General features: G+C 64.1%; 32 protein-coding genes. 19 read left to right on the forward strand and 13 right to left on the reverse strand.

What is annotated here, in order from left to right:
• The first annotated feature begins 150 nt into the window (after window positions 1–150).
• The 5 genes from L8F45_RS22430 (at window position 151) to L8F45_RS22450 (ending at window position 4,141) form a co-directional block, all read left to right on the forward strand.
• Window positions 151–594, forward strand: coding sequence for a MarR family winged helix-turn-helix transcriptional regulator (locus L8F45_RS22430; RefSeq protein WP_425330039.1), 444 nt, complete (start codon window positions 151–153; stop codon window positions 592–594).
• Window positions 595–765: 171 nt separating this feature from the next.
• The gene (locus tag L8F45_RS22435; RefSeq protein ID WP_342360055.1) at window positions 766–1,722 is read left to right on the forward strand and encodes a peptidoglycan-binding domain-containing protein; all 957 of its coding nucleotides are present in this window, start codon (window positions 766–768) and stop codon (window positions 1,720–1,722) included.
• Between the two features lie 203 nt (window positions 1,723–1,925).
• Window positions 1,926–2,270 (forward strand): MmcQ/YjbR family DNA-binding protein, encoded by a 345-nt coding sequence (locus L8F45_RS22440; RefSeq protein WP_342360056.1) that lies wholly within the window; start codon window positions 1,926–1,928, stop codon window positions 2,268–2,270.
• 68 nt (window positions 2,271–2,338) lie between these two features.
• Window positions 2,339–2,908: a TIGR00645 family protein gene (locus tag L8F45_RS22445; RefSeq protein WP_342360057.1), complete on the forward strand. Its 570-nt coding sequence runs from the start codon at window positions 2,339–2,341 to the stop codon at window positions 2,906–2,908.
• Between the two features lie 24 nt (window positions 2,909–2,932).
• Entirely contained in the window at window positions 2,933–4,141 is a 1,209-nt protein-coding gene (locus L8F45_RS22450; protein ID WP_342360058.1) for an MFS transporter, read from the forward strand.
• An 18-nt stretch (window positions 4,142–4,159) separates the two neighbouring features.
• Here L8F45_RS22450 and L8F45_RS22455 read toward each other — a convergent pair whose 3' ends face one another.
• The 7 genes from L8F45_RS22455 to def all read right to left on the reverse strand — a co-directional run bounded on the left by L8F45_RS22455 (window position 4,160) and on the right by def (window position 8,156).
• Window positions 4,160–4,438, reverse strand: coding sequence for an SH3 domain-containing protein (locus L8F45_RS22455; protein ID WP_342360059.1), 279 nt, complete (start codon window positions 4,436–4,438; stop codon window positions 4,160–4,162).
• A 2-nt stretch (window positions 4,439–4,440) separates the two neighbouring features.
• A complete protein-coding gene (gene mepA / locus L8F45_RS22460; protein ID WP_342360060.1) occupies window positions 4,441–5,367 on the reverse strand; it encodes a penicillin-insensitive murein endopeptidase in 927 nt (308 codons plus the stop codon).
• Window positions 5,368–5,475: 108 nt separating this feature from the next.
• Window positions 5,476–5,934 (reverse strand): GNAT family N-acetyltransferase, encoded by a 459-nt coding sequence (locus L8F45_RS22465; RefSeq protein ID WP_342360061.1) that lies wholly within the window; start codon window positions 5,932–5,934, stop codon window positions 5,476–5,478.
• Window positions 5,931–6,860, reverse strand: a complete 930-nt coding sequence (fmt, locus tag L8F45_RS22470) for a methionyl-tRNA formyltransferase (RefSeq protein WP_342360062.1) — start codon at window positions 6,858–6,860, stop codon at window positions 5,931–5,933. Before fmt ends, L8F45_RS22465 begins: the two co-directional genes overlap by 4 nt.
• Before the next feature lie 32 nt (window positions 6,861–6,892).
• Complete coding sequence (locus tag L8F45_RS22475) at window positions 6,893–7,315, reverse strand: type II toxin-antitoxin system VapC family toxin (RefSeq protein WP_342360063.1); 423 nt, start codon at window positions 7,313–7,315, stop codon at window positions 6,893–6,895.
• Window positions 7,312–7,572: a FitA-like ribbon-helix-helix domain-containing protein gene (locus L8F45_RS22480; protein ID WP_342360064.1), complete on the reverse strand. Its 261-nt coding sequence runs from the start codon at window positions 7,570–7,572 to the stop codon at window positions 7,312–7,314. The genes L8F45_RS22475 and L8F45_RS22480 overlap by 4 nt, the downstream gene beginning before the upstream one ends.
• Before the next feature lie 53 nt (window positions 7,573–7,625).
• Complete coding sequence (def, locus tag L8F45_RS22485; protein ID WP_342360065.1) at window positions 7,626–8,156, reverse strand: peptide deformylase; 531 nt, start codon at window positions 8,154–8,156, stop codon at window positions 7,626–7,628.
• 99 nt (window positions 8,157–8,255) lie between these two features.
• Here def and L8F45_RS22490 point away from each other — a divergent pair, with 99 nt between their 5' ends.
• From L8F45_RS22490 to typA, 13 genes are all read left to right on the forward strand, one after another.
• Window positions 8,256–8,570, forward strand: coding sequence for an ArsR/SmtB family transcription factor (locus tag L8F45_RS22490; RefSeq protein ID WP_342360066.1), 315 nt, complete (start codon window positions 8,256–8,258; stop codon window positions 8,568–8,570).
• The gene (locus L8F45_RS22495) at window positions 8,567–9,052 is read left to right on the forward strand and encodes an SRPBCC family protein (RefSeq protein WP_342360067.1); all 486 of its coding nucleotides are present in this window, start codon (window positions 8,567–8,569) and stop codon (window positions 9,050–9,052) included. Before L8F45_RS22490 ends, L8F45_RS22495 begins: the two co-directional genes overlap by 4 nt.
• A 32-nt stretch (window positions 9,053–9,084) precedes the next feature.
• Window positions 9,085–9,681 (forward strand): ATP-dependent Clp protease proteolytic subunit, encoded by a 597-nt coding sequence (locus L8F45_RS22500; RefSeq protein WP_342360068.1) that lies wholly within the window; start codon window positions 9,085–9,087, stop codon window positions 9,679–9,681.
• Between the two features lie 118 nt (window positions 9,682–9,799).
• A complete protein-coding gene (locus L8F45_RS22505; RefSeq protein ID WP_342360069.1) occupies window positions 9,800–10,897 on the forward strand; it encodes a serine hydrolase domain-containing protein in 1,098 nt (365 codons plus the stop codon).
• Between the two features lie 50 nt (window positions 10,898–10,947).
• Entirely contained in the window at window positions 10,948–12,114 is a 1,167-nt protein-coding gene (locus tag L8F45_RS22510; RefSeq protein ID WP_342360070.1) for a DNA recombination protein RmuC, read from the forward strand.
• 235 nt (window positions 12,115–12,349) lie between these two features.
• Entirely contained in the window at window positions 12,350–12,793 is a 444-nt protein-coding gene (locus L8F45_RS22515; RefSeq protein WP_342360071.1) for an NUDIX hydrolase, read from the forward strand.
• Window positions 12,790–13,212 (forward strand): TIGR02301 family protein, encoded by a 423-nt coding sequence (locus tag L8F45_RS22520; RefSeq protein WP_342360072.1) that lies wholly within the window; start codon window positions 12,790–12,792, stop codon window positions 13,210–13,212. Before L8F45_RS22515 ends, L8F45_RS22520 begins: the two co-directional genes overlap by 4 nt.
• Window positions 13,213–13,301: 89 nt before the next feature.
• Window positions 13,302–13,568: a hypothetical protein gene (locus tag L8F45_RS22525; protein ID WP_342360073.1), complete on the forward strand. Its 267-nt coding sequence runs from the start codon at window positions 13,302–13,304 to the stop codon at window positions 13,566–13,568.
• 50 nt (window positions 13,569–13,618) lie between these two features.
• Window positions 13,619–14,215 carry a hypothetical protein gene (locus L8F45_RS22530; protein ID WP_342360074.1) on the forward strand — a complete coding sequence of 199 codons (597 nt, stop codon included), beginning with the start codon at window positions 13,619–13,621 and terminating at the stop codon, window positions 14,213–14,215.
• A 3-nt stretch (window positions 14,216–14,218) separates the two neighbouring features.
• The gene (locus L8F45_RS22535; protein WP_342360075.1) at window positions 14,219–14,506 is read left to right on the forward strand and encodes an addiction module antidote protein; all 288 of its coding nucleotides are present in this window, start codon (window positions 14,219–14,221) and stop codon (window positions 14,504–14,506) included.
• 273 nt (window positions 14,507–14,779) lie between these two features.
• Window positions 14,780–15,784, forward strand: a complete 1,005-nt coding sequence (locus L8F45_RS22540; protein ID WP_342360076.1) for a Gfo/Idh/MocA family protein — start codon at window positions 14,780–14,782, stop codon at window positions 15,782–15,784.
• A 51-nt stretch (window positions 15,785–15,835) separates the two neighbouring features.
• A complete protein-coding gene (locus L8F45_RS22545; protein ID WP_342360077.1) occupies window positions 15,836–16,966 on the forward strand; it encodes a DegT/DnrJ/EryC1/StrS family aminotransferase in 1,131 nt (376 codons plus the stop codon).
• Window positions 16,967–17,131: 165 nt separating this feature from the next.
• On the forward strand, window positions 17,132–18,958 hold the full coding sequence (gene typA / locus L8F45_RS22550; protein WP_342360078.1) for a translational GTPase TypA: 1,827 nt from the start codon (window positions 17,132–17,134) through the stop codon (window positions 18,956–18,958).
• A gap of 172 nt (window positions 18,959–19,130) precedes the next feature.
• On the opposite strand, the gene L8F45_RS22555 is transcribed toward typA, so the two are convergent.
• The 3 genes from L8F45_RS22555 to L8F45_RS22565 all read right to left on the reverse strand — a co-directional run bounded on the left by L8F45_RS22555 (window position 19,131) and on the right by L8F45_RS22565 (window position 20,998).
• Window positions 19,131–19,781, reverse strand: coding sequence for a hypothetical protein (locus L8F45_RS22555; RefSeq protein WP_342360079.1), 651 nt, complete (start codon window positions 19,779–19,781; stop codon window positions 19,131–19,133).
• Between the two features lie 87 nt (window positions 19,782–19,868).
• Entirely contained in the window at window positions 19,869–20,369 is a 501-nt protein-coding gene (locus L8F45_RS22560; protein WP_342360080.1) for a hypothetical protein, read from the reverse strand.
• A gap of 125 nt (window positions 20,370–20,494) precedes the next feature.
• Window positions 20,495–20,998 (reverse strand): DUF1176 domain-containing protein, encoded by a 504-nt coding sequence (locus L8F45_RS22565; protein ID WP_342360081.1) that lies wholly within the window; start codon window positions 20,996–20,998, stop codon window positions 20,495–20,497.
• Window positions 20,999–21,278: 280 nt separating this feature from the next.
• Between L8F45_RS22565 and L8F45_RS22570 the strand changes: the two genes are divergently transcribed.
• The gene (locus L8F45_RS22570) at window positions 21,279–22,604 is read left to right on the forward strand and encodes a polyhydroxyalkanoate depolymerase (RefSeq protein WP_425329951.1); all 1,326 of its coding nucleotides are present in this window, start codon (window positions 21,279–21,281) and stop codon (window positions 22,602–22,604) included.
• Here L8F45_RS22570 and L8F45_RS22575 read toward each other — a convergent pair whose 3' ends face one another.
• The 3 genes from L8F45_RS22575 to L8F45_RS22585 are packed head-to-tail and all read right to left on the reverse strand — an operon-like array spanning window position 22,605 to window position 24,204.
• Window positions 22,605–22,952: an antibiotic biosynthesis monooxygenase family protein gene (locus tag L8F45_RS22575; RefSeq protein ID WP_342363545.1), complete on the reverse strand. Its 348-nt coding sequence runs from the start codon at window positions 22,950–22,952 to the stop codon at window positions 22,605–22,607. It abuts the gene before it with no gap.
• The gene (locus L8F45_RS22580; protein ID WP_342360082.1) at window positions 22,952–23,875 is read right to left on the reverse strand and encodes an alpha/beta hydrolase; all 924 of its coding nucleotides are present in this window, start codon (window positions 23,873–23,875) and stop codon (window positions 22,952–22,954) included. The genes L8F45_RS22575 and L8F45_RS22580 overlap by 1 nt, the downstream gene beginning before the upstream one ends.
• On the reverse strand, window positions 23,872–24,204 hold the full coding sequence (locus L8F45_RS22585) for an NIPSNAP family protein (protein WP_342360083.1): 333 nt from the start codon (window positions 24,202–24,204) through the stop codon (window positions 23,872–23,874). Before L8F45_RS22585 ends, L8F45_RS22580 begins: the two co-directional genes overlap by 4 nt.
• Window positions 24,205–24,275: the final 71 nt, after the last annotated feature.

Raw genomic sequence — 24,275 nt, forward strand, 5'->3', positions numbered from 1 at the left:
TCTCTTTCCAAGACTTGCCACGCCAAACCGTTGCGGCGCAAGACGAAGCGCGATAGTTTAGATGTAAACGATCATGCGAGACATCAGATGAATCCGCAAACCGCCGCGCCCGACGACGCTGACGTCGGCGGCGAGGATTTGCGCGAAATCATGCGCGTCTGGTTCCGGCTGGCGCGGCTGCACGCCACCATCGGCGCAGCCATCACGCAGCGTCTGCGCGCGATCGGCCTGTCGATCCCGCAGTTCGACGCCTTGTCGACGCTGACAGAGGAAGACGGAATCACCCAGCAGATCCTCGCCGAGCGGCTCTATGTCACGAAGGGCAACGTCTCCGGCCTCGTGAACCGTCTGGCCGAACAAGGGCTGGTGAAGCGCAGCCCGATCGCGGGCGACAAACGCTCGCACGCGCTCACGCTCACAGCGAAGGGCCGCGCGCTCGCGGAGAGCGGCATGAAGATCCAGCGGAGCTATGTGATGGCGACGCTCGGGCGCATGCCGGCCGGCGAACGCGAAATGCTGGGGCAGTTGCTCGTGCGGCTGCGCGACAAGGTGCGCGAGGAAGAAGCCTGCGCCTCCGCGACGGCGATCGGCTGACGCGCGCCTGTTCTCCCGCGAAGTGCGGCGCGACACATCTCGCGCGCGAAGCCGGCGCCACAAGCGGCCTATTCCATCACCGATCCGATTTGATCCATTCGCGCCCGCCCATTCGCGACGACCGGATTCGATCGGCGTGAGCGGGCGGGCGCTTGCGGCAAGGATCGCTCCATGTCTCCCATGCTCGGCATCGGCGCCTATGGCGACAGCGTGAAGCTGCTGCAGGGCGCGCTCAATCTGTGGCCGAAGAGTTTCCTGCCACCACTCGACGTCGACGGCTCGTTCGGCCCCAAGACCGGCGCCAAGACGAAAGAATTCCAATCCGGCTCGAATCTGACACCCGACGGGGTGGTCGGCCCCATGACATGGGCCGCGCTTGAACCGCTGGTGCAGATGATCAAGAGCGTCGTTCCGATCGCAGCCGACGAGGCGGCCGCGGGCGAACGTATCGCGCTGGGCGCAGAAGCAGCGCTCGCTTCCATGGGCTGGACGTCAGCCGACACCTATTCGCCGGCAAGTTTCAAGATCGCGGCGGCGAAATGCGCCGATCCCTCCGCGCCGAACCGTCCGCGCCAGGGCGGCGCATCGCTGGCGCAGATTTTCGCAATCGCCGAGGTTCCCGGCGGTTATCAAGGCCGCTGCGCGACGATCACTCAGGCGGCTGTCGCGAAATGGCAGGATCAAACCGTCGCCGGAACGCAATGGCGCAACGCCAACGATCTCTGCGCCTGGTGCGGCATCTTCACGGTTTATGTGATGCGCTCGGTGGGCTTCTCGATTCCCGGCGGATGGGGCTCGCAACAACAATATGTGGAAGAGGCGCGGACCGCCTTCAACAAGAAGACCGGTTCAGGCTCGGTCTATCGGCTATTCACAGACCCCGCGCAGGCGTTTCGCGGCTGCGTCGGGGTGATCAATCCGACGGGACGCAATCATCATTTCATCGTTACCGGCAATCAGGACGGCGCCATTTCCAGCGTCGACGGAAATTCATCCGGCTTCGGCATCGATCCCGATCCGAAGATGCGATGGGATTGCAAGAGCATCATAGGCCGCAACGCCTACAAGCATTCCGAGTTGAAGGAGAATCAGGCCTATTTCCTGTTCCCTGCTCCGACCAACCGGTGACGTTTGAGCATGGCGCGAAAAAGTGGATACCGGTTTTTCCGCGACGAACGCTAGCGTTCGCGCCGCGAAAGCCATGCTTTAAACTTTTGGAATCGATCACGCCCCATTTTGATTGATTCAATCAAAATGGGGCGTGATCTGGCGGCGGCTTGCGCGAATCGGCGCGCGGCCGAACAATCGGCGCACACCAGACCCAGCCCGCCATGAATATCCGCTCTTTCGACGCCGCCTGCGGCAAGCTTCCCGGCGCCGTTCTCTCCGTGCAATGGGGTGACGAACATGTCTGGAAGATCGGCGGCAAGATGTTCGCCTGGGCCTCGCCCGGCCGCAAACCCTTCGCCTGTTCGATGAAGGCGAGCGACATCGCGTGGGAGGCGCTTGCCGGCAAAGCCGGCGTCAGGCCGGCGCCCTATCTCGCCCGCGCCGGATGGCTGCAGATCGACCATGGCGCGATGCCGGACCGGGAGATCGCCGACATGCTGCGCGTGGCTCATGCGCTCGTCATCAGCCGGCTGCCGAAGAAGGTTCAGGCCGCCCTCGCCGTCTGACTTTTGCGCATCGTCCGCCAGCGCCGCCGGCGCTTGTCCCCGCCCGCTTGGGCGTGCGAGGAGACGCCATGACCGATCCCGACCTTCCCGCGCCTCGCCCCGGCGAGAGCGACCGCCATCGCACCATCGTTGAGCGTTTCATCGAGAAGATCATCTTCAACAGCCGCTGGCTGCTTGCGCCCTTCTATCTCGCACTCGTCGTCGCGCTGGTGATCCTGCTGTTCAAGATGCTGATCGAGACCGGCGAATATGTGCTGCACGCGCTGAGCGCGACTGAATCCGACATCATCCTCGGCGCCCTGTCGCTGGTCGACCTCGCGCTGACGGGTTCGCTGATCATCATCGTGATCTTCTCCGGCTACGAGAATTTCGTCTCGCGCATCGACGAGGCCGAGCATAGCGACTGGCCCGAATGGATGGCGAAGATCGACTTCACCGGCCTCAAGCTGAAGCTGCTTTCGTCGATCGTGGCGATCTCGGCCATCAAGCTGCTCACCGCCTTCATGAATGTCACGAAATACACCGACCGCGATCTCGGATGGATGGCCGGCGTGCATGTGGTGTTCGTCATCTCGGGCGTGCTCATGGCCTGGACCGACAAGATCAGCGGCGAAGCGAAGGCGACGAAGGACCACTGATCGCAGTCGCGCAGGAACGCGCCGATGGTCTGGATCACGCCGCTGCTCGTCACGCTGCTGCTTCAGATCGTCAGCGCGGTGCTGTCGCGCCTCATTCCATTTCTCGCGCCTGTCCTGACGAGCGAAGCGGGAATTCCACCGACGGTCATCGGCTATTTCGCCGCGGCGAACATGATCGGCTCGATCCTGTTCCTCTCCGCGGGAACGCCGCTGCTGCGCCGCGCGGGCCCGGTGCGCACCTTGCAGATCGGCGTCTTCGCTGGCGGCCTCGGCGTGCTGCTGATCGCCTGGCCGACTGCGGCGACGCTGCTCGCGGCGAGCTTTCTCTGCGGTCTCGGCTACGGACCGTCGCCGGCGGCGGGCGGCGAGATTCTCCAGCGCCATGCGCCGCCACGGCATCGCGCGCTGATTTTCTCGATCAAGCAGGCGGGCGTGCCGATCGGCGGCGTGCTCGGCGGCCTCGTTCTGCCGCTGCTTGCTGCGAATGACTGGCGCCACGCGCTTTACGCCTGCACCGCGCTTGCGTTTATTGCGATCCTCATCGTGCAGCCCTCGCGCGAGACGATCGACAAATTGCGCGATCCCTCGCAAATATTGTCGCTCAGCGCCTTTCTCTCGCTTAGCAATCTCACGGCGCCGCTGCGCTCGCTCGCGCGTTCGCCCGGCATTCTTCCCGTAACCGGCGCCGCCTTCTGCTTCGCCTGCGCGCAGGGCGTGCTGTTCGCCTTCTTCACGACCTATCTCGTGGTTGAACTCGGCTTCACGCTGACGGCGGCGGGCGCGCTGTTCGCAACCAACCAGATCGCCAGCGTGTTCGGCCGCATTTTCCTCGGCTGGATCGTCGATCGCGCCGGCGGCGCAACCTCGACTCTCATCGGGCTTGGAGTAGCCTCCGCCGCGACGACGGCGGCGATCGCGTTGATCTCGCCCTCATGGTCGCCGCTCGCCATCGCCGCGCTTGCGGCCGTCTCTGGCGTGACAGTTGTGAGCTGGAACGGCGTCATTCTTGCGGAGACGGCGCGGCTCGCGCCGCCCGACGCGGTGGCGCAAACGGCCGCGGGATCAACGCTGCTGTGCTTCGTCGGCTATGTCGTGTCGCCCGCGAGCTTCGCCGCGATCGTGCAGGCGTCGGGCAGCTATCGCCTCGCCTTTCTCATCACCGCCTGCGTCGCGCTCGGCGCGGCGTTCTGCATGATCTCTGTCGCGCGAAAAAGTCGTGACGCGTCACGCTGATATCAGCGAAAGCGGATTTCAGCGGCAGGCGAGATAGGCGTGAAACACCCAGCCATAGGCCGCGCCGCTGTCGGGATCGATGACGAAGGCCCAGCGTTTTCCGTCAGGGCCTGATACGACCTGTTCGAGACTTACAGCAACACCGTTGCGCAGCGTGCGGATGATCTTCGCATTCGGCGCCGTGCGCACATTGAGTTCGCTGCCTGTGGGATCATTGACGATGCAGACGGCCGCTTGAGCGGATATCGTTGTCACGCCGACAAGAGCGATTGCGGAGAAGATGAAGAGCGGTCTCATTTCTATTTCGCCACCAGCACCTGACGGCATTCCGCCGGCAGATCATCGAGCGTGAGCCAGCGTTCGGGCTTCGGCTTGCCTTCCTTCTTCGGGCCGAAGATCGCCTTGTGCTGCAACGCGAGCCAGTCCGTGAGCTCCTTGCCGCAGCCGTCGCCTGATCCCGGCGGGTCCTGATCCTTGCAGCTCGCGTCGCCGGCGGGACAGGCGATGCGGACATGGAAGTGATAATTGTGGCCCCACATCGGCCTCACTTTCGACAGCCAGCCGCGATCGGCGCCGGCGTCGCGGCACAAAGCCGTCTTGATCGCGGGGTTGACGAAGATGCGCGTCACCTCGCGCTGCCGCGCCGCCTCGCGGATGATCGCGAGATGTTCCGACGTCCAGACCGAAGGGTCGACATCCATCCATTGCCTGTTGACCATGTTGGTCGCCGACATGGTCTCGCGTTCGTTGCGCGACAGTGTTCTGCTCGGCATCGGCGTCAGCCAGACATCAGCGTCGAGGCCGATCTGGTGCGAGAGATGGCCTGTCAGCATCGGTCCGCCGCGGGGCTGCGACATGTCGCCGACGAGGAGCCCGTTCCAGCCGACCGAGCGACCCTGCTTCGAGAGCCGCTCCAGCAGATCGACCATCTCCGGCTGGGCCCAGTTGCGGTTGCGCGACAGCCGCATCACCTGCCACGTATCGCCATCGATCGGCAGCGCCTGCGCTCCAGCCATGCAGCCGCGCGCGAAGCTGCCGATGGAGCGCGCCGACATGGGCGCCGCCGTCTGCTGCTTGCCGAACAGCACCTTGGCGGCGTTTGGGGGCGCGGTGGCGATGATCTTCGCCCGCCGCTCCATCTCTTCGGTCTGCGTCTCCTGAGCGCGCACAGCGCCGGCGAATCCAATCGCCGCGAGGCAGGCGAGAAGAGCTGCGCGAAGCTGCATGTGAATCACCAAGGACCGTCAAGAATCGAAACGCCCCGCGCGGGAAGGTGCGGCGAGACGGCGAAATGGTCAACGGAGGCGGTTCGTCTCGCATGCGTTTGAAAAGAGTTACGACAGCCGCTTTTCCAGGAAGCGGCTAATGGGCGATGGCTGGTAGGGCGCGAACGCTTCACACGCGACGAAACCGGCGCTGAGATAGAGCTGATAGCCCTCCTCGTTCTTCACGCCGACCTCCATGCGGATCACGCTAACGCCGAGATCGCGCGCGCCCTGCTCCGCCGCGCGGAGGAGCGCCGCGCCCACGCCTTGCCGCCGGAAGCGCTCACCGACGATCATGCGCTTGAGCTCGGCTGCCCCTGCGTCTCGCGCGATCAGCGCGCAGCAGCCGGCGGCTTCGCCTTCGCGACGCGCTACGAAGAGATGAACGCCCGGCGCAGCCAGCGCTTTCGGATCGATCGGCTGACGATAAGCGTCGGGATAAAGCTTCGCTGCGACAGCGTCCGACTGCTTCAGCAGAGCTTCAATCTCATCCTGAAGCGGCGTCTCCTCCCTGACGGTGAGGCTCACAGCCGCGCTCCCGGCGCGAGCCTGGCGCCGCGCAGGAATTCGTCCGCCGCCATTGGTCGCGAGCCTGCGCGCTGCACCTCGATCAGACGCACCGCGCCGTCGCCGCAGGCGATTGCAAGGCGATCATCGAGAACAGCGCCAGCCGCGCCCGATCCCTCGCCCAGCGTCGCGCGCAGAACCTTCACGCGCTCGACGCCCTTGCCGAGATCGGCCTCGAAGAACGCGCCGGGAAAAGGCGAGAGGCCGCGAATGAGATCGTGAACCTCGCGCGCAGATTTCGACCAATCGATGCGCGCTTCATCGTTGAGAATCTTTTTCGCGTAGGTCACGCCCTCTTCCGCCTGCGGCGTAAAGGAGAGCGAGCCACGCTCCAGCGCCGCCAGCGCGCGCAGCATGAGATCGGCGCCGAGCGCCTTCAGGCGATCATGCAATTGGCCCGTCGTTTCCTCCGCGCCGATCGCGACGCGATCGACGAGCGCGACGGGGCCGGTGTCGAGCCCCTCCTCCATGCGCATGACCATGACGCCGCTCTCCCTGTCGCCCGACATCACGGCGCGATGGATCGGCGCCGCGCCGCGCCAGCGCGGCAGCAGCGACGCATGCAGATTGAGGCAACCGTCGCGCGGCGCATCGAGGATCGGCTTCGGCAACAGCAGACCGTAGGCGACAACCACAGCGACATCGGCGCCGAAGGAATCGAACTGGATCGCGGCCTCATCCGTGCGCAGCGTCTTCGGTGTGAAGACGGGAACGCCGAAGCTTTCAGCCAGCGCATGCACAGGCGAGGGTTTGAGCGCCATGCCGCGGCCCGCCTTCGCCGGCGCGCGCGTATAGCAGGCGACGACCTCGTGGCCTTGTCCGATGATCGCCGCCAAAGTCGGCGCGGCGAAATCGGGCGTGCCCATGAAGACGATGCGAAGGGGCATGAACTGATCCGGCTGACGCGACGGCCCGCGCTTTAGGCCAGCTCGAACGGATTGACCAGTTCGAGGCCAAGTCCGGTGAAATCACAGACGTTGCGGGTCGCGAGGACAAAACTTCTCGCCATCGCGATTGACGCTATCATCGCGTCGATCTGATGGATCGGACGCCCCAGAGCCGCGCGGCGCGCACGTGCATTGGCGCAGAGATGCGCAGCAGGAAGATCAAACGGCAGAATGCGATCGAGAAACTGTGTCGTTTCTATGAGATGGCATGCTCGTTCGAATGTCGACTTCCGACGGCCCTGAGGCATCTGCTCAAACCCGTATCGAAGTTCAGCCAGCACCGGCGCGCAGATGAAAAGGCTCTCAGGCGCCTGCTGATTAATCCAATCGACGACCTTATGATCGCCTGAAGGCTTCATCGCCTCTGAGATGATGTTTGTGTCGAGCAGGATCACGAGAAATCAGGCGGAGGTCTGTCGATTTTCTCGCGCTCGACAATGAAATCGTCCGTCCACAGCTCGGGCGGTATCAGCTTGCTGAGCTGAGTGCCGATCCCTTCAGCGCTAATTATCTGTTTGCGCCCGACGCCCCCGAGCCCCTGCTCCAGCAACGCTTTCGCCTCGTCCGAAAGCGAATGACCGGCTGCACGAGCGCGCGCCTCCAGAAGCGCCTTGAGCGCAGGATCAACGTCATGGATCAGGATATCGGACATCCGGCCTCCTGATATCAATGATATCAAAAAACAGCCGCAGCGGAAAGGCGACGCTACTCCGCCCCTTCTTCCTCGCGCGCCTTTTCCTTCGCGATCTTCGTGAATTTCTTCACCACGCGATCGCGCTTCAGCTTCGAGAGATAGTCGATGAACAATTTGCCATCGAGATGATCGATCTCGTGCTGCAGGCAGGTCGAAAGAAGTCCTTCAGCCTCGACCGTCTTTTCCGCGCCATGCTCGTCCTGATAGCGCACGGTCACGCGCGAGGGGCGCTCGACCTCCTCGTAATATTCGGGGATCGAGAGGCAGCCTTCCTCATAGATCGCCTTTTCCTCCGACTTCGCCGTGATCTCGGGATTGACGAAAATCTGCGGCTGCGGCGGCTCGTCCTTCTTGGCGAGATCGATGACGAGGAGGCGCTTCGGAATGCCGACCTGGATCGCGGCGAGGCCAATGCCCGGCGCCTTGTACATGGTCTCGAGCATGTCGGCGGCGAGCTTGCGCAGCTCGTCGTCGAATTTCTCGACCGGCGCGGACTTCTCACGCAGGACGGGGTCGGGGATCGACAGGATAGGGCGGATCATGGCGCGGGAGATAGGCAGCGGCGCGCGAGGGGTCAATTCCGTCTCGCGTTGGCCGACGACGGCTTGACCAATCAATAAGCAATGACTTATGTATTTGGCATGCTCGAAGCCGCCGTCTTCAAGGCTCTGTCCGACCCCACCCGCCTCGCCCTGTTCGAGCGTCTGGGCGGGCGCGAGCTGACCGTTGTCGAGCTGACGCGGGGCGGCGCGATTTCGCAGCCCGCCGTGTCGCAGCATTTGGCGGCTCTGCGCGCGGCGGGCCTCGTCAGCGAGCGCCGACACGGCCGCAACGCCTTCTACCGGCAGGCGCCGGACGGCCTCGCGCCACTGACCGACTTCGTCGAGCGCCAGCGCCGCTTCTGGCCGGAGAAGATCGAGAAGCTGAAAGACGTGCTGAGGGATATGGAGCCATGACCGACGCGCCCGACGCCATCGTGACCGAATGCGAATTCGACGATCCGCCCGCAAAGGTCTGGCGCGCCCTGACCGAGCCCGCGCTCGTGGCGAAATGGCTGGGAGCGAACGATATCAACGCCATTTCGGGCGCGCGCTTCACGCTCAAGCAGCGCGATGGCGACGCCGCCTGCGAGGTCATCGACGCGGAGCCGCCTTCGCTGCTGCGCTATCGCTGGCGCGCGCAGAATGGCGATGGCGAGACGATCGACAGCGTTGTCACCTTCACCATCTCTCCGACCGAAAATGGCGGCGCGCATCTGCGCATCGTGCAGGATGAATTCGCGGTCGCGCCGAAAAAAGAAGCGCCTGCTATCGTTTCGACTGCGCCCATCTTGCTCACGGACGCGAGAAATCGGCGCGCCGCCGGACTTTCCCTGACATCGCGAACAGCCCTTCGTTCGCCCCGCGCCCGCGCGCCCTTCATGCGCCTGGCCGCGTGACTCCAGCTTCTCTCGCGACCAGGGATCAGCCCATGAATCTCGTGCCTGTTGTGATCGAGCAATCCAATCGCGGCGAGCGCTCGTTCGACATCTTCTCGCGCCTGTTGCGCGAGCGCATCGTGTTTCTCAACGGGCCGATCGACGACAATGTCTCGGCGCTGATCTGCGCGCAGCTCCTCTTCATGGAATCGGAGAATCCGAAGAAGGAGATCGCGATGTACATCAACTCGCCGGGCGGCGTGGTGACGAGCGGCTTTGCGATCTACGACACGATGCAGTTCATCAAATGCCCGGTGTCGACGGTGTGTATGGGCACGGCCTGCTCCGCCGCCTCGTTCCTGCTGATGGCCGGCGCGCCGGGCCAGCGCATCGCCCTGCCCAATGCGAGCATCATGCTGCATCAGCCGTCAGGCGGATTTCAGGGACAGGCGTCCGATATCCAGCGTCACGCCGAGAATATCCAGAAGACGAAGCGACGACTGAACGAACTCTACGCCAAACATTGCGGCCGGACGATCGACGAGGTCGAGCGGGCGCTCGACCGCGATCATTTCATGGACGCGGAGGAGGCGAAGGCCTGGGGCATCGTCGACCATGTCTACGAGACGCGCGACGCCATGGCGGCGTGAGCGTTGCGCGCATGCGTTTACCTCCATGGACGACGACGATAAAGTTGGCTGCCACTTCGATGCAGGCCAACTCATGCGATCGCTTAGCCGACGAGAAGTTACATTCGGCGCAACTGCGTTGACTCTCGCCAGCGCCGCGCCGCGTTCCGTCGCGGCGCGCGAGAACTGGTCGTCAATTGCTCCGACGGACGCCGGCTTTTCGCCCGATCTGTCCGCGCGTCTCGACGCGGCGGCGGCTGAAGGCCGTTTGCCGAACATGCATGGCGTGCTGATCGCGCGCAGCGGGAAAATCGCTCTCGAAAGCTATTTCGAAGGCGCCGACGAGCGTTGGGGACAGCCGGTCGGCGTCGTGAAATTCGGATCGGATGACCTGCACGATCTTCGCTCCGTGACCAAGAGCATCGTCGGCTTGCTTTATGGAATCGCGTTGGCGGAGAAAAAAGTTCCCGCGCCGGAGCAATCGCTGTTCTCGGCGTTCCCGGAATATCCTGATCTCGCCGCTGATCCCCAGCGCGCGCGTCTGACGATCGCCCACGTCTTGACGATGACGCTCGGGACCGAATGGAACGAGAATCTTCCCTACACAAATCCGGCGAACAGCGAGATCGCGATGGAGCGTGCGTCGGATCGCTATCGTTTCATTCTCGATCGGCCAATCGTCGGCGAACCCGGCGCGCGCTGGATCTACAATGGCGGCGCGTCGGCGCTGCTCGGCCGCATCATCGCGAAGGGCGTCGGCCAGTCACTGCCCGCCTTCGCCGAGGCGAAGCTGTTCGCGCCGCTTGGCGTCCCGTCGTTTAAATGGGCGAGCGGCCAGGACGGCGAACCTTCGGCGGCGTCGGGTTTGCGGTTGCGCCCGCGCGATCTCGCCGGCATCGGCCAACTCATTCTCGACGGCGGCAAGCGCGACGGCCGCGTCATCGTTCCGGCCGAGTGGCTTGAAGCGTCGATGCGCGGGATCGTTCCCATGGGTGAAGGCCAATCCCTTCGTTACGGCTATCAATGGTATATCGGCGACGAGACGTTCAACGCTGCACCCGGTTCGCAGACGGCGCGCGTGATCATCGCCAACGGCAATGGCGGCCAGCGCCTTTTCGTCATGCCGGACCTGGAGCTCGTCGTCGTCACCGTCGCCGGAAACTACAATCAGCGCGGTCAGAGCCTGCCGCCGCTGGTCGTGTTGCGCGACGTCGCCTTGCCCGGGATTCGCACATAAATGTTCCGCCTTCGTTCGCGTTGGCCGACGAATCGCGCTAGGCTGACGGAATGCATGAGATTCTCTTCCGGATCGCCGATCGGCCGGTGACTGTCGCCGAGGCGGCGATCGCCTTCGGCGCCGGCGTCCTCGCGCTGTTCCTCGTTCTGGTCATCGCGCTCGTTCGCTCCGGACGCGCGCGCGGCGAGGCGGAAGCGGCCGCCAGCGAACGCGCCCATGAGCTCGACGACAAGCTCGCCGATCTCAATCGGCTGCAGGCGGAAATGACCGGGCGCATGCAGACCATGGCCGAGATTTTCGGCAGCCGGCAGGGCGATCTCGTCAAGCATCTCTCCGACCGGCTCGACGGGCTGCAGCATCGCGTCGGGCAGGGGCTCGAGTCCGCCAACGAGAAAACCGGCGAACATCTCGGCAAGCTCAATGAGCGGCTGGCCGTGATCGACGCGGCGCAGAAGAACCTGACCGAGCTCACGCAGGAGGTCGTCGGCCTCAAAGACGTGCTGGCGAACAAGCAGTCGCGCGGCGCCTTCGGACAGGCGCGCATGGAGGCGATCGTCAAGGACGGGCTGCCGGGCGACGCTTACGAATTCCAGTACACGCTGCCGAGCGGCAAGCGGCCTGACTGCATTATCCGCCTGCCGGGTGATCCGCGCCCGCTGATCGTCGACTCGAAATTTCCGCTCGAAGGCTTCACGGCTTTTCGCGACGCGGCGAACGAAGATGCGCGCAAGCCGGCGCTGGCGCGCGTGCGCGGCGACGTGCTGCATCATGTGAAGGATATCGCCGAGAAATATCTCGTGGCTGGCGAGACGCAGGACATGGCGCTGCTGTTTGTGCCGTCGGAAGCGGTCTATGCCGATCTCGTCGAACATCTCGACGATGTGGTGCAGCGCGCCCATCGCGCCCGCGTGATTATTGTATCGCCATCGCTGCTGATGATGGCGATCCAGGTGATGCAGACGATCATGCGCGATCACCGCATGCGCGACGAGGCGCGCAAGATCCAGATCGAGGTCGGCAAGCTGATGGACGATGTTCGCCGCATCATGGATCGCGTCGGAAAATTGGAAACCCATTTCCGGCAGGCGAACGAGGATGTCGCCGCCATTCGCACCTCCGCCGACAAGATCGGACGCCGCAGCGAGAAGATCGAGCAGCTTGATTTCGAGGATGAGTCCGGCGCCGCGCCGAAGCCGAGTCTTCGCGCAGCGGAGTAGGCGCTCTTATTCAACAAAAGCCGTCATGCGCGGGCTTGTCTCCGCAAGTTGGGCCCGCCCGACTTGCGTGTTTTGATGACGCCGAACTCGGATAAGCCGAGTTCGGATGGCCTCCACGTCTTATTTGCTGTTCAAGAAAAGACATGGATGGCCGGAACAAGTCCGGCCATGACAAGCGGGGGTTGCGGCGACTAGCTCGCCGTGATTGGTCAAATGCGAATAGCCGAGCCTCGCTGTGGCTGAATCTTCAACCCGCCCCGTCATCGCCGCGTCGATCGCCGTCTTTCGCGACGACGGGCGCGTGCTGCTCGCGATGCGCGGCCAGCCGCCGCTCGCTGAACTCTGGTCACTGCCCGGCGGCAAGGTGGAGCTCGGCGAGACGCTGGCCGAAGCGGCTCTGCGCGAACTGAAAGAGGAGGTCGGCGTCGAAGCTGACCTCGTAGGCTTCAACGACCATGTCGAATTCATCGCGCGCGATCAGGATGGCGCCGTGAAGGCGCATTTCGTCATCGCCTCCTTCGTCGGCCGCTGGCGCGCGGGCGAGGCGCAGCCGGGACCTGAAGCGCGCGCCGTCAAATGGGTCGATCCGTTCGATCCCGGCGATCTCAAAATGACGGACGGGCTGCCGCGTATCCTCCGGCAGGCGGCGGTGATCGCGGCGAAGGCAGATATTCCGTGAGGCGCGCGACTGCTTTCGCGATCCTTGCGGCTCTTCTGGCTGCCGCGCCCTCCGCCGCCCAGCAGCGCCGGCCTGCAACGCCCCCTCCCACCCAGCCGGCGCCCGAGCCTGATCTCGCGCCGCCCTACGAGCCGCAGCTTCTGAGGCTCGCGGAAATCATCGGCGCTTTGAGCTTCTTGCGCGATCTCTGCGGCATGAAGGATGGGGAGGCATGGCGGGCGAAAATGGCCGCCTTGGTCGCGACCGAAGGCGTCACGCCGGAGCGCAAGGAGCGGCTCGCCGGCGCCTTCAACCGGGGCTTCCGCGGCTATCAGCAGACCTATCGCGCCTGCACCCCGCCTGCGGCGCTGACTATCGACCGCTTCGTCGATGAAGGAGGAAAATTGTCTCGCGAACTCGCTAACCGGTTCAGCGGCTAGGGAAATTCCCGTGTTAACCTTGGTAAAGAAACGGTATCGCGCCGGCGCGGCTTTTGGTTAGATTGCCGCGCAAACAATCAAGCCTCTCGATGGACAAGCCTGACCATTCCGATCAGAGCGCCCGGCCCGAAAGCGCGGCCGAGGAAGCCGGCCTCGCCGCGCTCGACTATATCGGCGACGCGTTCGCGGAAGCGAGCCATGACGGGCTCGACTCCGAATCCATGGCGCGCGCCTGCATCGCTGCGGGGCTGAAGGAGCTGGTCAAGATCTATGGCGAGGAGCCGGTGGCGACCTTCGTCGAGAGCTTCGCCGAGAAGATCCGCAACGGCGGTTATTCCAAAGTCCGCAAGCACTAGCTTTCGAAGCCGGCCTTGTTTTCGCCGCCTCGCAATGGCGAGGCTTGCGCATGAATTGCGCGATTCCATTTTCACGCCGCGCGTGGCTCGCGACGCTCTTCTTCGTTGCGTCAGGCGGCGCGCGCGCCCAGCCTGCGCGAACTGCTCCTCCGCCTCCGCCCGCGAAGCCAACGGCGCCTCAGTCGGTGATCGCCGAAAGCGACGTCGCGAAATTGCCGCCGCGCGTCGCCGACATGCGCGAGCGCATCCTCGACGCGGCAAAATCAGGCGACATCGAGAAATTGCGCATCCCGCTTGAACGCAACGAGACGCCGCCGGTTCTCGCGCGCGGCGGCAAGGGCGATCTCATCGCTCTGCTGCGCGGCAAATCCTTCGACGCCGAGGGACGCGAGGCGATGGCGCGTCTCATCAATCTCATGGAGGCGCCTTACGCGCGCATCAATCCGGGCAAGCCGCAGGAGATGTTCGTCTGGCCGGCTTACGCCGAGATGATGTGGGATCAGTTGAAGCCTGAGGATTGGATCGGCCTCTATCGCGTGATCCCCGCGGGAGTCATCAAAGAGTCGCTTGAGAAGCGCAGATATGTGGGCGACCGAATCGGAATCGGGCCAGACGGAACCTGGCACTATTTCCTGACCGGAGAGTGACGCATGGCGCTCATCACGCGAGGCCCAGGATCGGCCCGTTCGATCGTCCGCGAAGACACGATCGCGTCTTATCTGACCGACGTGTTCGAGACCGGCGATTGCGCCGCGATCGCGGATGCGCTCGGCCTGATCGCGCGCACGCGCGGCATCGCCACGGTCGCCGACGATGCGGGGTTGCCGCGGCAAAAGCTCTATCGCGATCTCAGCGCCGATTCGAAACCCGATCTCGATACGGTGCTGAAAGTGACGCAGGCGCTGGGGCTGAAACTCGTCGCCGTCGCGGCGGACTAAACGCTTAGGAATATTATTCCGGGAGCGAACGCGCTTCCTGGCCGCGCCTTCGGCGCGACATCCTGCGCTGGACCCCGGCCTCCGCTCCCGCCTTCGCAAAGCGAGGCTTCGCTTCGGCGCGGCAAGTCTCCTCGCTCCATGGGGCCGGGGATGAAGAGTGCGTCCCCGCGACAAGCCAGGGATAAGGGCTAAAAGGCCGCGCGGGGACCGGCCAAAGATGTTACCGTCCGCCCGGGGCGGTGTCGCGTTAGCATTGGGGCCGGGGCGTTTGAGATGAGTGCGAATAATTCAAGACCGGCAGCGGACAGGCCGCTGAGAATCGGCGTCGTCGGCGCCGGCGTGATGGGCAGCAACCACGCCCGCGTGCTGGCGGGCATCGCCGACGCCGTCCTGGTCGGCGTCGCGGACCCGCTGCCGGCCCAGCGCATGCGCGCCGCCAGCATGGCCAACTGCCCGACCTTCACTTCACTCGACGAACTGCTCGCAGCCGGCGTCGACGCCGTGACCATCGCCGCGCCCACCCATCTTCATGACGAGATCGCGCTCGCCTGCATCGCGCGCAAGATCCACGTGCTGGTGGAGAAGCCGATCGCCTCGACCGTCGCCGGCGGCGAAGCCATCGTCGCTGCGGCCGAGAAGGCTGGCGTGACGCTGATGGCCGGCCATGTCGAGCGCTTCAATCCGGCGGTCGCGGCGATCAAGGAATCGATCCGCGGCGAGGACATCCTGTCGATCGAGATCACCCGCGTCGGGCCGTTCCCGCCGCGCATGTCCAATGTCGGCGTCGTGATCGACCTTGCGGTCCACGACATCGACCTGATCCGCTGGTTCACCGAATCCGACATCGTCGACGTGCAGGCGCAGCTCTCCAGCTTCGTCGCCGAGCGCGAGGACATCGCGCTGCTGCAGTTCCGCACGGAATCGGGCGTGCTGGCGCAGATCAACACCAACTGGCTGACCCCGTTCAAGGCGCGCACAATCACCATCGCCACGCGTAACAAATATGTCATGGGCGACCTGCTGACGCGCCAGGTGACGGAATGCTTCGGCTTCCAGCCCGATGGCAGCTACTCCATGCGGCATCTCTCGGTCGGCTATGAGGAGCCGTTGCGCGCCGAACTCACGGCCTTTATGGACGCCGTGCGCACCGGCCGGACGCCGGCCGTCACCGGCCGCGAAGCGACCGCGTGCCTTGCGATTGCGATACGTTGTCTTGAACCCACAAAACCGTCGGCCGAACGCCTGCCCAAGGCGACGCGGCGCGTCGCCGGACGATAAGAGCTTTAAGCGCTTCGCCGGCCTGACCCGGCGGATCCGTCCGAGCGAGCCATGTCGAACCCCATGATTCCCTTCATTGATCTCGCCGCGCAGCGCCGCAGGCTGGGCGCCGCCGTGGACGAGGCGACGAAGCGCGTGCTCGACCATTGCATGTTCATCAATGGCCCCGAGGTGAAGGAGCTCGAGCAGGCGCTCGCCGACTATTGCGGCGCGAAGCATGTGGTCGGCGTCGGGTCGGGCGCGGTCGCGCTGCAGATGGTGCTGATGGCGAAGGGCGTCGGCCCCGGCGACGCGGTGATCTGCCCCTCCTTCACCTTTTGCGCCACGGGCGAGGCGGTCGCGCTGGTCGGCGCGACGCCCGTCTTCGTCGATGTCGACGAGACCACCTTCAACATGGATGGCGCGGCGCTGACGCAGGGGATCGCCACAGCGAAGAAGCTTGGGCTGAAACCGAAGGGCGTCATCCCCGTCGACCTGTTCGGCCAGAGCGCCGACCATGATTCGATCCTCAAGGTCGCGAAGGCCGAGGGCCTGTTCGTGCTCGACGACGCCGCCCAGAGCTTCGGCGGGACCTACAAGGGCAAGAAGCTCGGCGTGTTCGGCGACGCCACGGCGACGAGCTTCTTCCCGGCCAAGCCGCTCGGCTGCTACGGCGACGGCGGCGCGATCCTCACCGACGACGCCGAGCTCGCCGCCGTGCTGCGCAGCATCCGCGTCCATGGCGAGGGGACCGACAAGTACGACAATGTCAGGCTCGGCCTCACCGCCCGCATCGACACGATGCAGGCCGCGGTGCTGCTCCAGAAGCTGTCGATCTTCGATGACGAGATCGAGGCGCGGAACCGGATCGCCGAACGCTATTCCCGCGCGCTGGGCGACTTTGTGCAGACGCCGAAGGTGCTGTCGGACAATCTCTCGGTCTGGGCGCAATACACGATCCGGCTGCCCGCCGGCCGGCGCGAGGCCTTCGCCGCGAAGCTGCGCGAGGCCGGCGTGCCGACCGCGATCTACTATCCCAAATCGATGCACCAACAGACGGCCTATCGCGACTATCCCGTCGCCGGGAACGGGCTGCCGGTGTCGGAAAAGCTGTCGCAGGAGGTCATCAGCCTGCCGATGCACCCCTATCTCGATCCCGAGGTGCAGGACCGGGTCATCAAAGCGGTGCGCGAAGCCGTCTGAGGCTTCTGAGGCGGGCGTTCGATCCCCGCATTGCCCCGGCGCGGCATCGGTGATATTGCGCCGCAACGAAACGGAACTCGCTCCGCCCGGCTCCCCCAAGGACGCCGGGCCGTGTGTTTAGGGAGCGTCCGTTCACCCTATTCGCTGGACGCCCGAACGACCCCCATGTCGCTGCGCAACATCGCCATTATCGCCCATGTCGACCACGGCAAGACCACGCTCGTCGACAAGCTCCTCTCCCAGTCCGGCTCGTTCCGCGAGAACCAGCGCGTCGCCGAACGCGTGATGGATTCGAACGACCTCGAAAAGGAGCGCGGCATCACCATTCTCGCCAAGGCCACCTCGGTGGTCTGGAAGGATGTGCGCATCAACATTGTCGACACGCCCGGCCACGCCGATTTCGGCGGCGAGGTGGAGCGCATCCTCTCCATGGTGGACGGCGCGATCGTGCTGGTCGACGCTGCGGAAGGTCCGATGCCGCAGACCAAGTTCGTGGTCGGCAAAGCTTTGAAGATCGGGCTCAAGCCGATTGTCGCGATCAACAAGATCGACCGGCCGGACGCCAGACATATCGAGGTCGTCAACGAGGTGTTCGACCTGTTCGCGGCGCTCGACGCCACGGACGAGCAGCTCGACTTCCCGATCCTTTATGGTTCAGGCCGCGACGGCTGGATGAATGTCGCGCCTGAAGGCCCGAAGGACGAAGGCCTCGCGCCGTTGTTCGATCTCGTGCTCAAGCATGTGCCGGAGGCCAAGACCGAGCCGGGCCCGTTCCGTATGCTCGGCACGCTGCTGGAAGCCAACCCGTTCCTCGGCCGCATGATCACCGGCCGCATCACGTCCGGCGTGGTGAAGCCCAATCAGCCGATCAAGGTGCTGGCGCGCGACGGCTCGGTTGTCGAGACCGGCCGCGTGTCCAAGATCCTCGCTTTCCGCGGCATCGAGCGTCAGCCGATCGAGGAAGGCGTCGCCGGCGACATCGTCGCCATCGCCGGTCTGTCGAAGGGCTCGGTGGCCGACACCTTCTGCGATCCGCAGGTCGAGATCGCGATCCAGGCGCAGCCGATCGATCCGCCGACCGTCACCATGTCGTTCCTCGTCAATGATTCGCCGCTCGCCGGCACCGAAGGCGACAAGGTGACGAGCCGCGTCATCCGCGACCGGTTGCTGCGCGAAGCCGAAGGCAACGTCACGCTGAAGATCGAGGAAGCCTCGAACAAGGATTCGTTCGAGGTGTCGGGTCGCGGCGAATTGCAGCTCGCGATCCTGATCGAGACCATGCGCCGCGAAGGCTTCGAGCTCGCCGTGTCGCGCCCGCGCGTCGTGCTGAAGAAGGACGAGGCGTCAGGCGAAACGCTCGAGCCGATCGAGGAGGTCGTCATCGACGTCGATGAGGAGCATTCAGGCGTCGTCGTGCAGAAGATGAGCGAGCGCAAGGCCGAGATGAAGGAGATGCGTCCGTCAGGCGGCAATCGCCTGCGCCTCGTGTTCCATGCGCCGACGCGCGGCCTGATCGGCTACCAGTCGGAACTGATGACCGACACGCGCGGCACCGCGATCATGAACCGGCTGTTCCACGCCTATGAGCCGTTCAAGGGCGAGATCGCCGGCCGCAACAATGGCGTGCTGATCTCGAACGATGTCGGCGAGGCCGTCGCCTACGCCCTGTGGAATCTGGAGGATCGCGGCCCGATGGTGATCGAGCCCGGCTGGAAGGTCTATCAGGGCATGATCGTCGGCATCCATAGCCGCGACAACGATCTCGAAGTGAACGTGCTGAAGGGCAAGAAGCTCACCAATATCCGCACCACGTCGAAGGACGAGGCGGTGAGGCTGACGCCGCCGATCCGCATGACGCTCGAAAAATCGCTCGCCTGGATTCAGGACGATGAGCTGGTGGAAGTGACGCCGAAATCGATCCGCCTGCGCAAGGCGATCCTCGATCCGAACGATCGCAAGCGCTCGGAAAAGCAGAAGGCGGAAGCGGCGTAGACTTCGCGCGGCGCGATTGAAATAATCGAGGGCGCTACGCGATTCTTGCGCTGGGCCCCGGACTTCATTCCGCTTGGCATCCGCTTCGCTGCATGAATCCGGGGACCAGCGCAAGACTCCGCGAAGCGGCGGTGAGATTTTCAACACGCCAAGCGGATCGAAACCCAAAATCTTACTGCGGCGGCGGGGGAACCGTCGTCGCGCCTCTCCACTTGCCTTCGACGCGACCGACGAAGGCCGCGTCCTCAGACGATCCCGGACAGGGCGTGCGCTCGTTCGTCGCCCAGGCGTCGGCGACGCGGCGCGCCAGTTCGTTCGCATCCTCGTTGGCGCGAGAGTCGACGCGCGCGATCACGCAACTGCCGCGCAGATTCGGCGCAAGCCGCGTTATGACAAGAATGCTCCACCATTCCTCGCGCGGCGCGTTCGCATTCTCGAAGCCCATGCGCGTGATCGCGGCGTAGGGCGCGAATTTCCCCTTTGCATCCTTGCGGCCGCGCCATTCCACCGTGTCGCGCACCGCGCCCGGCGCGCCGACGCCGAACATATTGGTCTGCGATTTAGCGCCGCGGCCGAAGCCGACATAATCCCTGATGTCCTCGGTATGGATGAAGACGCTGATGTCGGCCGCGCCCGAACAGCGCCAGCTCGGCCCGAATTCTTCATCGGAGGTTTTGCCGCTCGTCTTCTTGCAGAGCTTCTTGGCGCCGTAGAGATCGAGCCTGGTGTAGACGCTCTCGACGGGCGTCTGCGCCGCGACAGGCGACAAGGCCGCGGCGATCGTCAGCGCGAATGCGACGGAGAATGGCGCCAACGAATCCATGACATCCTCCATGGCGGCGGGAAGCCTGCGTGGAGGATCAGGATTCCATGGCAGCGCGCGGCCTGTCCAGATTTCGCGTGGCGCGCGTCAGGCGACGGCGTTGATCAGCAACGACAGGGGATCAGGCGTGCTGCTCGCGCCGTTGGCGCCATAGGAAGTCGAGGTCGATGTGCTGCTTTTCAGCTGATCGAGGAATTGCTGCAGCAGTCCGCCGGAGCTTGAATCATTCGACGCGGATTGCGAGCCTCCGCCGCGATGATGATGGCCGGCGCCATGCTTCGAGAAGGTCTCGGAGAACACCTTCTTGAGCTCCGTCGCCTGGTCCGACGTCAGCGCGCCGGAATCGACCTGCGACTGGATGAGGCTGTCGATTTTCGACTGGAAGCCGCTCTTGTCAGGCGCTGAAGACGACGCGGATTGCGATGCGCGATCGGCCTGCAGCGAGGCGTCGATCGACTGCAGCGCGGCCGACAAAGCCGTCTGATCGCTTGCCTTGATCGAGCCCGCGGTGATGTCGGAAGACAATTGCGCCTGAAGACGCGAGAGTGGGGAATATTGAGCGAAAGCGCTCGACGCGATCGATGTCATGGGCGGTCAGTCCCGAACGGACGCCGCTTCTGCGGTCAGGGGAGCATTCAGTAACAATCTCTGCGCTTCAGACATTAATCGGAAATAAAGATCGCGCGATCATGCGCCAGTTTGCCGCAAGAGCGCTATCGACAGACTCCGGTCTTGCGATCGCTGACCTTGACGAACGCGCCGCCTTTCCACGCCCAGACGCGTTTGCTCCAGCAACTTGCGCCCTCCCACGCCTCGCTCGAAAGCCGCAGCCGCTTCGCATCGAATTCGAGCGACATGGAATCCGACGTGACGCCCGCGGGATCGACCTCCTTGCGCACCGGAAGTCTTGCGCGCGCCGCGCCGGCGAAATCATCGCCAGTGACAATGAACGCGCGCTGCATATTGAACTTCATGGTGCGCGTACATTCCATCAGCAACAGCGACTTGCCGCCCGAGAGCGGGTGAAGAACCGCCACGACATCGTCGGGCTTCAACTCCTCCGGGAGAGAACAGCCATCGTCATTACCTGGCTTGTCGCTGTTAGCCTCGATCAGAGCCTTCAGCCCGGCCGGCGCCTTCGCCATCGCGAAAGATGTCTCCGCCCGGGCGGCCGAAGACAGAACGAGCAACGTCATCGCCAACATGAAGCGGCTCATGGATTTCTTCCCCGAAGCTAGTGTCGCGAGACGCTCATCGTTAGCCTGAGTGATGCGTCCTGCGCGGGTGCGAAGCCGCACATGGCGGGCAGTTTCTGTCGTGGTGAAAGCTTGGCTGGCGCCCAATCTTTCAGCGTTTCGCTGCAAAAGGTGACGTTTCAGCAACAGTTCAGCGTCAAAGTTGTTTACTTACGCATCGTTGTTCGCGGGCGGCTGTTGATTTTATCGATATTCGCCCCCCACATCCCGATGTTGCGACGCACTCTAATGTGGAGCGCCCATGTATCCTCTCGGCATGAACGCAGGCGCCTATTACTGGCACGAAGCCTCGCACGCGCTCGCCGGGCCCATGCGCGCCATGACCGAGGCGACCCGCGTGATGCTCCGCGAGCCGTCGAACCCGCTGAGCCATTCGATCTGGGCCAAGAATCTCACCGCAGCCTGTGACATGTTCGAGCGGCTGACGCGACGTTACGGAAAGCCCTCCTTCGGCCTCGACCGCACGGTCGTTGGCGGCGAGGTGGTGTCGGTGCATGAGAAGGTGGTCTGGGAGCGGCCGTTCTGCCGCCTGATCCATTTCGAGCGCTCGGTGACGCGGGCCAAGGGCGTGAGCCCGAAGTTGCTGATCGTCGCGCCGATGTCCGGCCACTACGCCACGCTGCTGCGCGGCACGGTCGAGGCGTTCCTGCCGCATCACGAGGTCTACATCACCGACTGGTCGGACGCGCGCATGGTTCCGCTGTCGGAAGGCGCGTTCGATCTCGACGACTATATCGACTACATCATCTCGATGCTGCATTCGCTTGGCGGCGGCGTGCATGTGATGGGCGTTTGCCAGCCCTCGGTGCCCGTGATCGCCGCGGTGGCGCGCATGGACGCGGCGAACGATCCCTACACGCCGCGCTCAATGACGCTGATGGGTGGGCCAATCGACACGCGCCAGAGCCCGACCGCTGTCAATCTTCTCGCGGAAGAGCGCGGCATCGAATGGTTCGAGCGCAACTGCATCGTCACCGTGCCGCTCAATTATCCCGGCTTCATGCGCAGGGTCTATCCGGGCTTCCTGCAGCTCACCGGCTTCATGGCGATGAATTTCGATCGCCACACCTCGGCTTACCAGCACTACTACAATGATCTCGTGAAGGGCGACGGCGACTCCGCCGAGAAGCATCGCGAATTCTACGACGAATATCTCGCGGTGATGGACCTGACCGCAGAATTCTATCTCCAGACCGTCGACAAGGTGTTCGTGAAGCACGCCTTGCCGCGCGGCGAGTTCATGCATCGCGACAAGCTGGTTGATCTCAAAGCCATCAGGCGTTGCGCGCTGATGACCGTCGAAGGCGAGAAGGACGATATCTCAGGCGTCGGCCAGACAAAGGCGGCGCAGGATCTCTGTTCAAACATTCCCGACGATATGCGCGTGCACTACCTGCAGATGGGCGTCGGCCATTACGGCGTGTTCAACGGCTCACGTTTCCGCTCCGAGATCGCGCCGCGCATCGCGGACTTCATCAACACCAATGAACAGCGCGCGATCCGCGAATCCGGGGTCATTCCGGTGAAGCCGCGCGGCCTCAAGGCGGTCAAGCTCGAAACCGCGTAGTCAGGCGTGATGCGCCGCGCGACTGTCGTCCGGCGCTTCCGCCCTGTCATTCAAGCCGTAGTCGCGCATGACTGACGCGATGCGCAGGCGATAGTCGGCGAAATGAACATTGCGCCCGCTCGCCTGCGCGGCGCGATGATTCTCCCGCATCCGCCAGCTCTTCACCGCCTCCTCGTCGCGCCAGAAAGACAGTGAGAGAAGTTTGCCGGGTGCCGTCAGGCTCTCGAAGCGCTCGACCGAAATGAAGCCATCCATGGCTTCAAGCTCGGCCTTCAATCGCGCCGCGATGGCGAGATAGGCGTCGCGATGATTTTCCTTCGGCCAGACCTCGAAGATGACGGCGATCATCATCGCTTCTCCCTGAGGAATCGGGCGACAGCGTCGAACAGATCGCTGCGGCTGCGTTCAAGATGCATGAGATGGGTTGCCTTTGCGATCTTCGCATCGCGCATCCGGACAAAGCGCGAGCAAAGCCAGGCAGCGTCGCGATCGTCGCAGAGATGGTCCCATTCGCCGCGCGCGACGAGAACCGGCGCGCTGATATCGGCGGGATCGTAAGCCAGGCGGCCGGACCATGCGTCCGCGATGTCGGCCGCGGGACCCGCCGGAATCTTCACCCGCGGCGGCTCGCGCGACGCGCTCTCGGGATCGCTCGCGAGATAGGTCGGTCCCCACTGCGCGAGATCGGACTCGATCAGCACCGACGGATGCCCCGGTGGGACATCTTCGATGAAGCGCGCAAGTTGCTGTTCGATCGACACCGTGCGCCAGCCGCCGATCGGCTGCGATGATGCTCCTTCGCGCTGCGCGATCGGGCCGAACAAGGCGAGCTTCGCCACGCGATCAGGCGCCTGCGCCGCGTAGAGGCAGGCAGGCATCGAACCCCAGGAATGCGCGATGAGGGAAAGACGCGATGCGCCGGTTGCCGCAAGCACATGATCGATAACGCGCGCAATCTGCGCGCAGGCGTCAGGCGCGCGCCCAATTGGCGATTGCCCTTCGGCAAGCGCGCCGAAGCCGGCCGGACGATCCGATCCGCCATAACCGGCGAAATCGAACGCCCAGGCGTCGAACCCACGCGATGCGAGATCATCCATCCAGGATTTGCCTTCGAATCTGTAGGCGACCGACAACGCCGACGGAAATGTCGCGCCGTGAATGTAGAGAACCGGCGCTCCATCCGCTGCGAGCCGCCGCACAAGCAACGATGGCTCGCCGCTCAGGCCCGCGAGCGTGAAGGTCTCGCCGCTTATTGACACATCCAGATTCATGACGCCTGCTCCGCGCGAAAATGCGCGCCTGAAACAACGCGCAGGAATGTGCGCTCCTCGCTGAGGATGAAGCGCTCGCGTTCGGCGAAGCGAAAATTCTCTATGCCCTTGGCATCGGATTTCAGCCGCGCGCGGTATTGCTCATAGGCGGCGAGGCTGTCGAAACCGATCATCGCCATCGCGATATTGTTCGTGCCTTCATGCGGCGCGAAATAGCCAATCAGCTCGCCGCCGCAGCGGGGAATGATCGCTCCCCAGTTGCGGGAATAATCGTCGAATTTGTCGCGCTTGAAGGGATCGAGCACGTAGCGGATGCAACAGACGATCATGGGGCTCTCCTCGGTTTCGCCTCGCATTCCTAGGATTTTGACCGTCGGGAATGCTTCGATTACGGTCGAAG

It is taken from the genome of Terrirubrum flagellatum (assembly GCF_022059845.1).
Lineage (GTDB): Bacteria > Pseudomonadota > Alphaproteobacteria > Rhizobiales > Beijerinckiaceae > Terrirubrum > Terrirubrum flagellatum.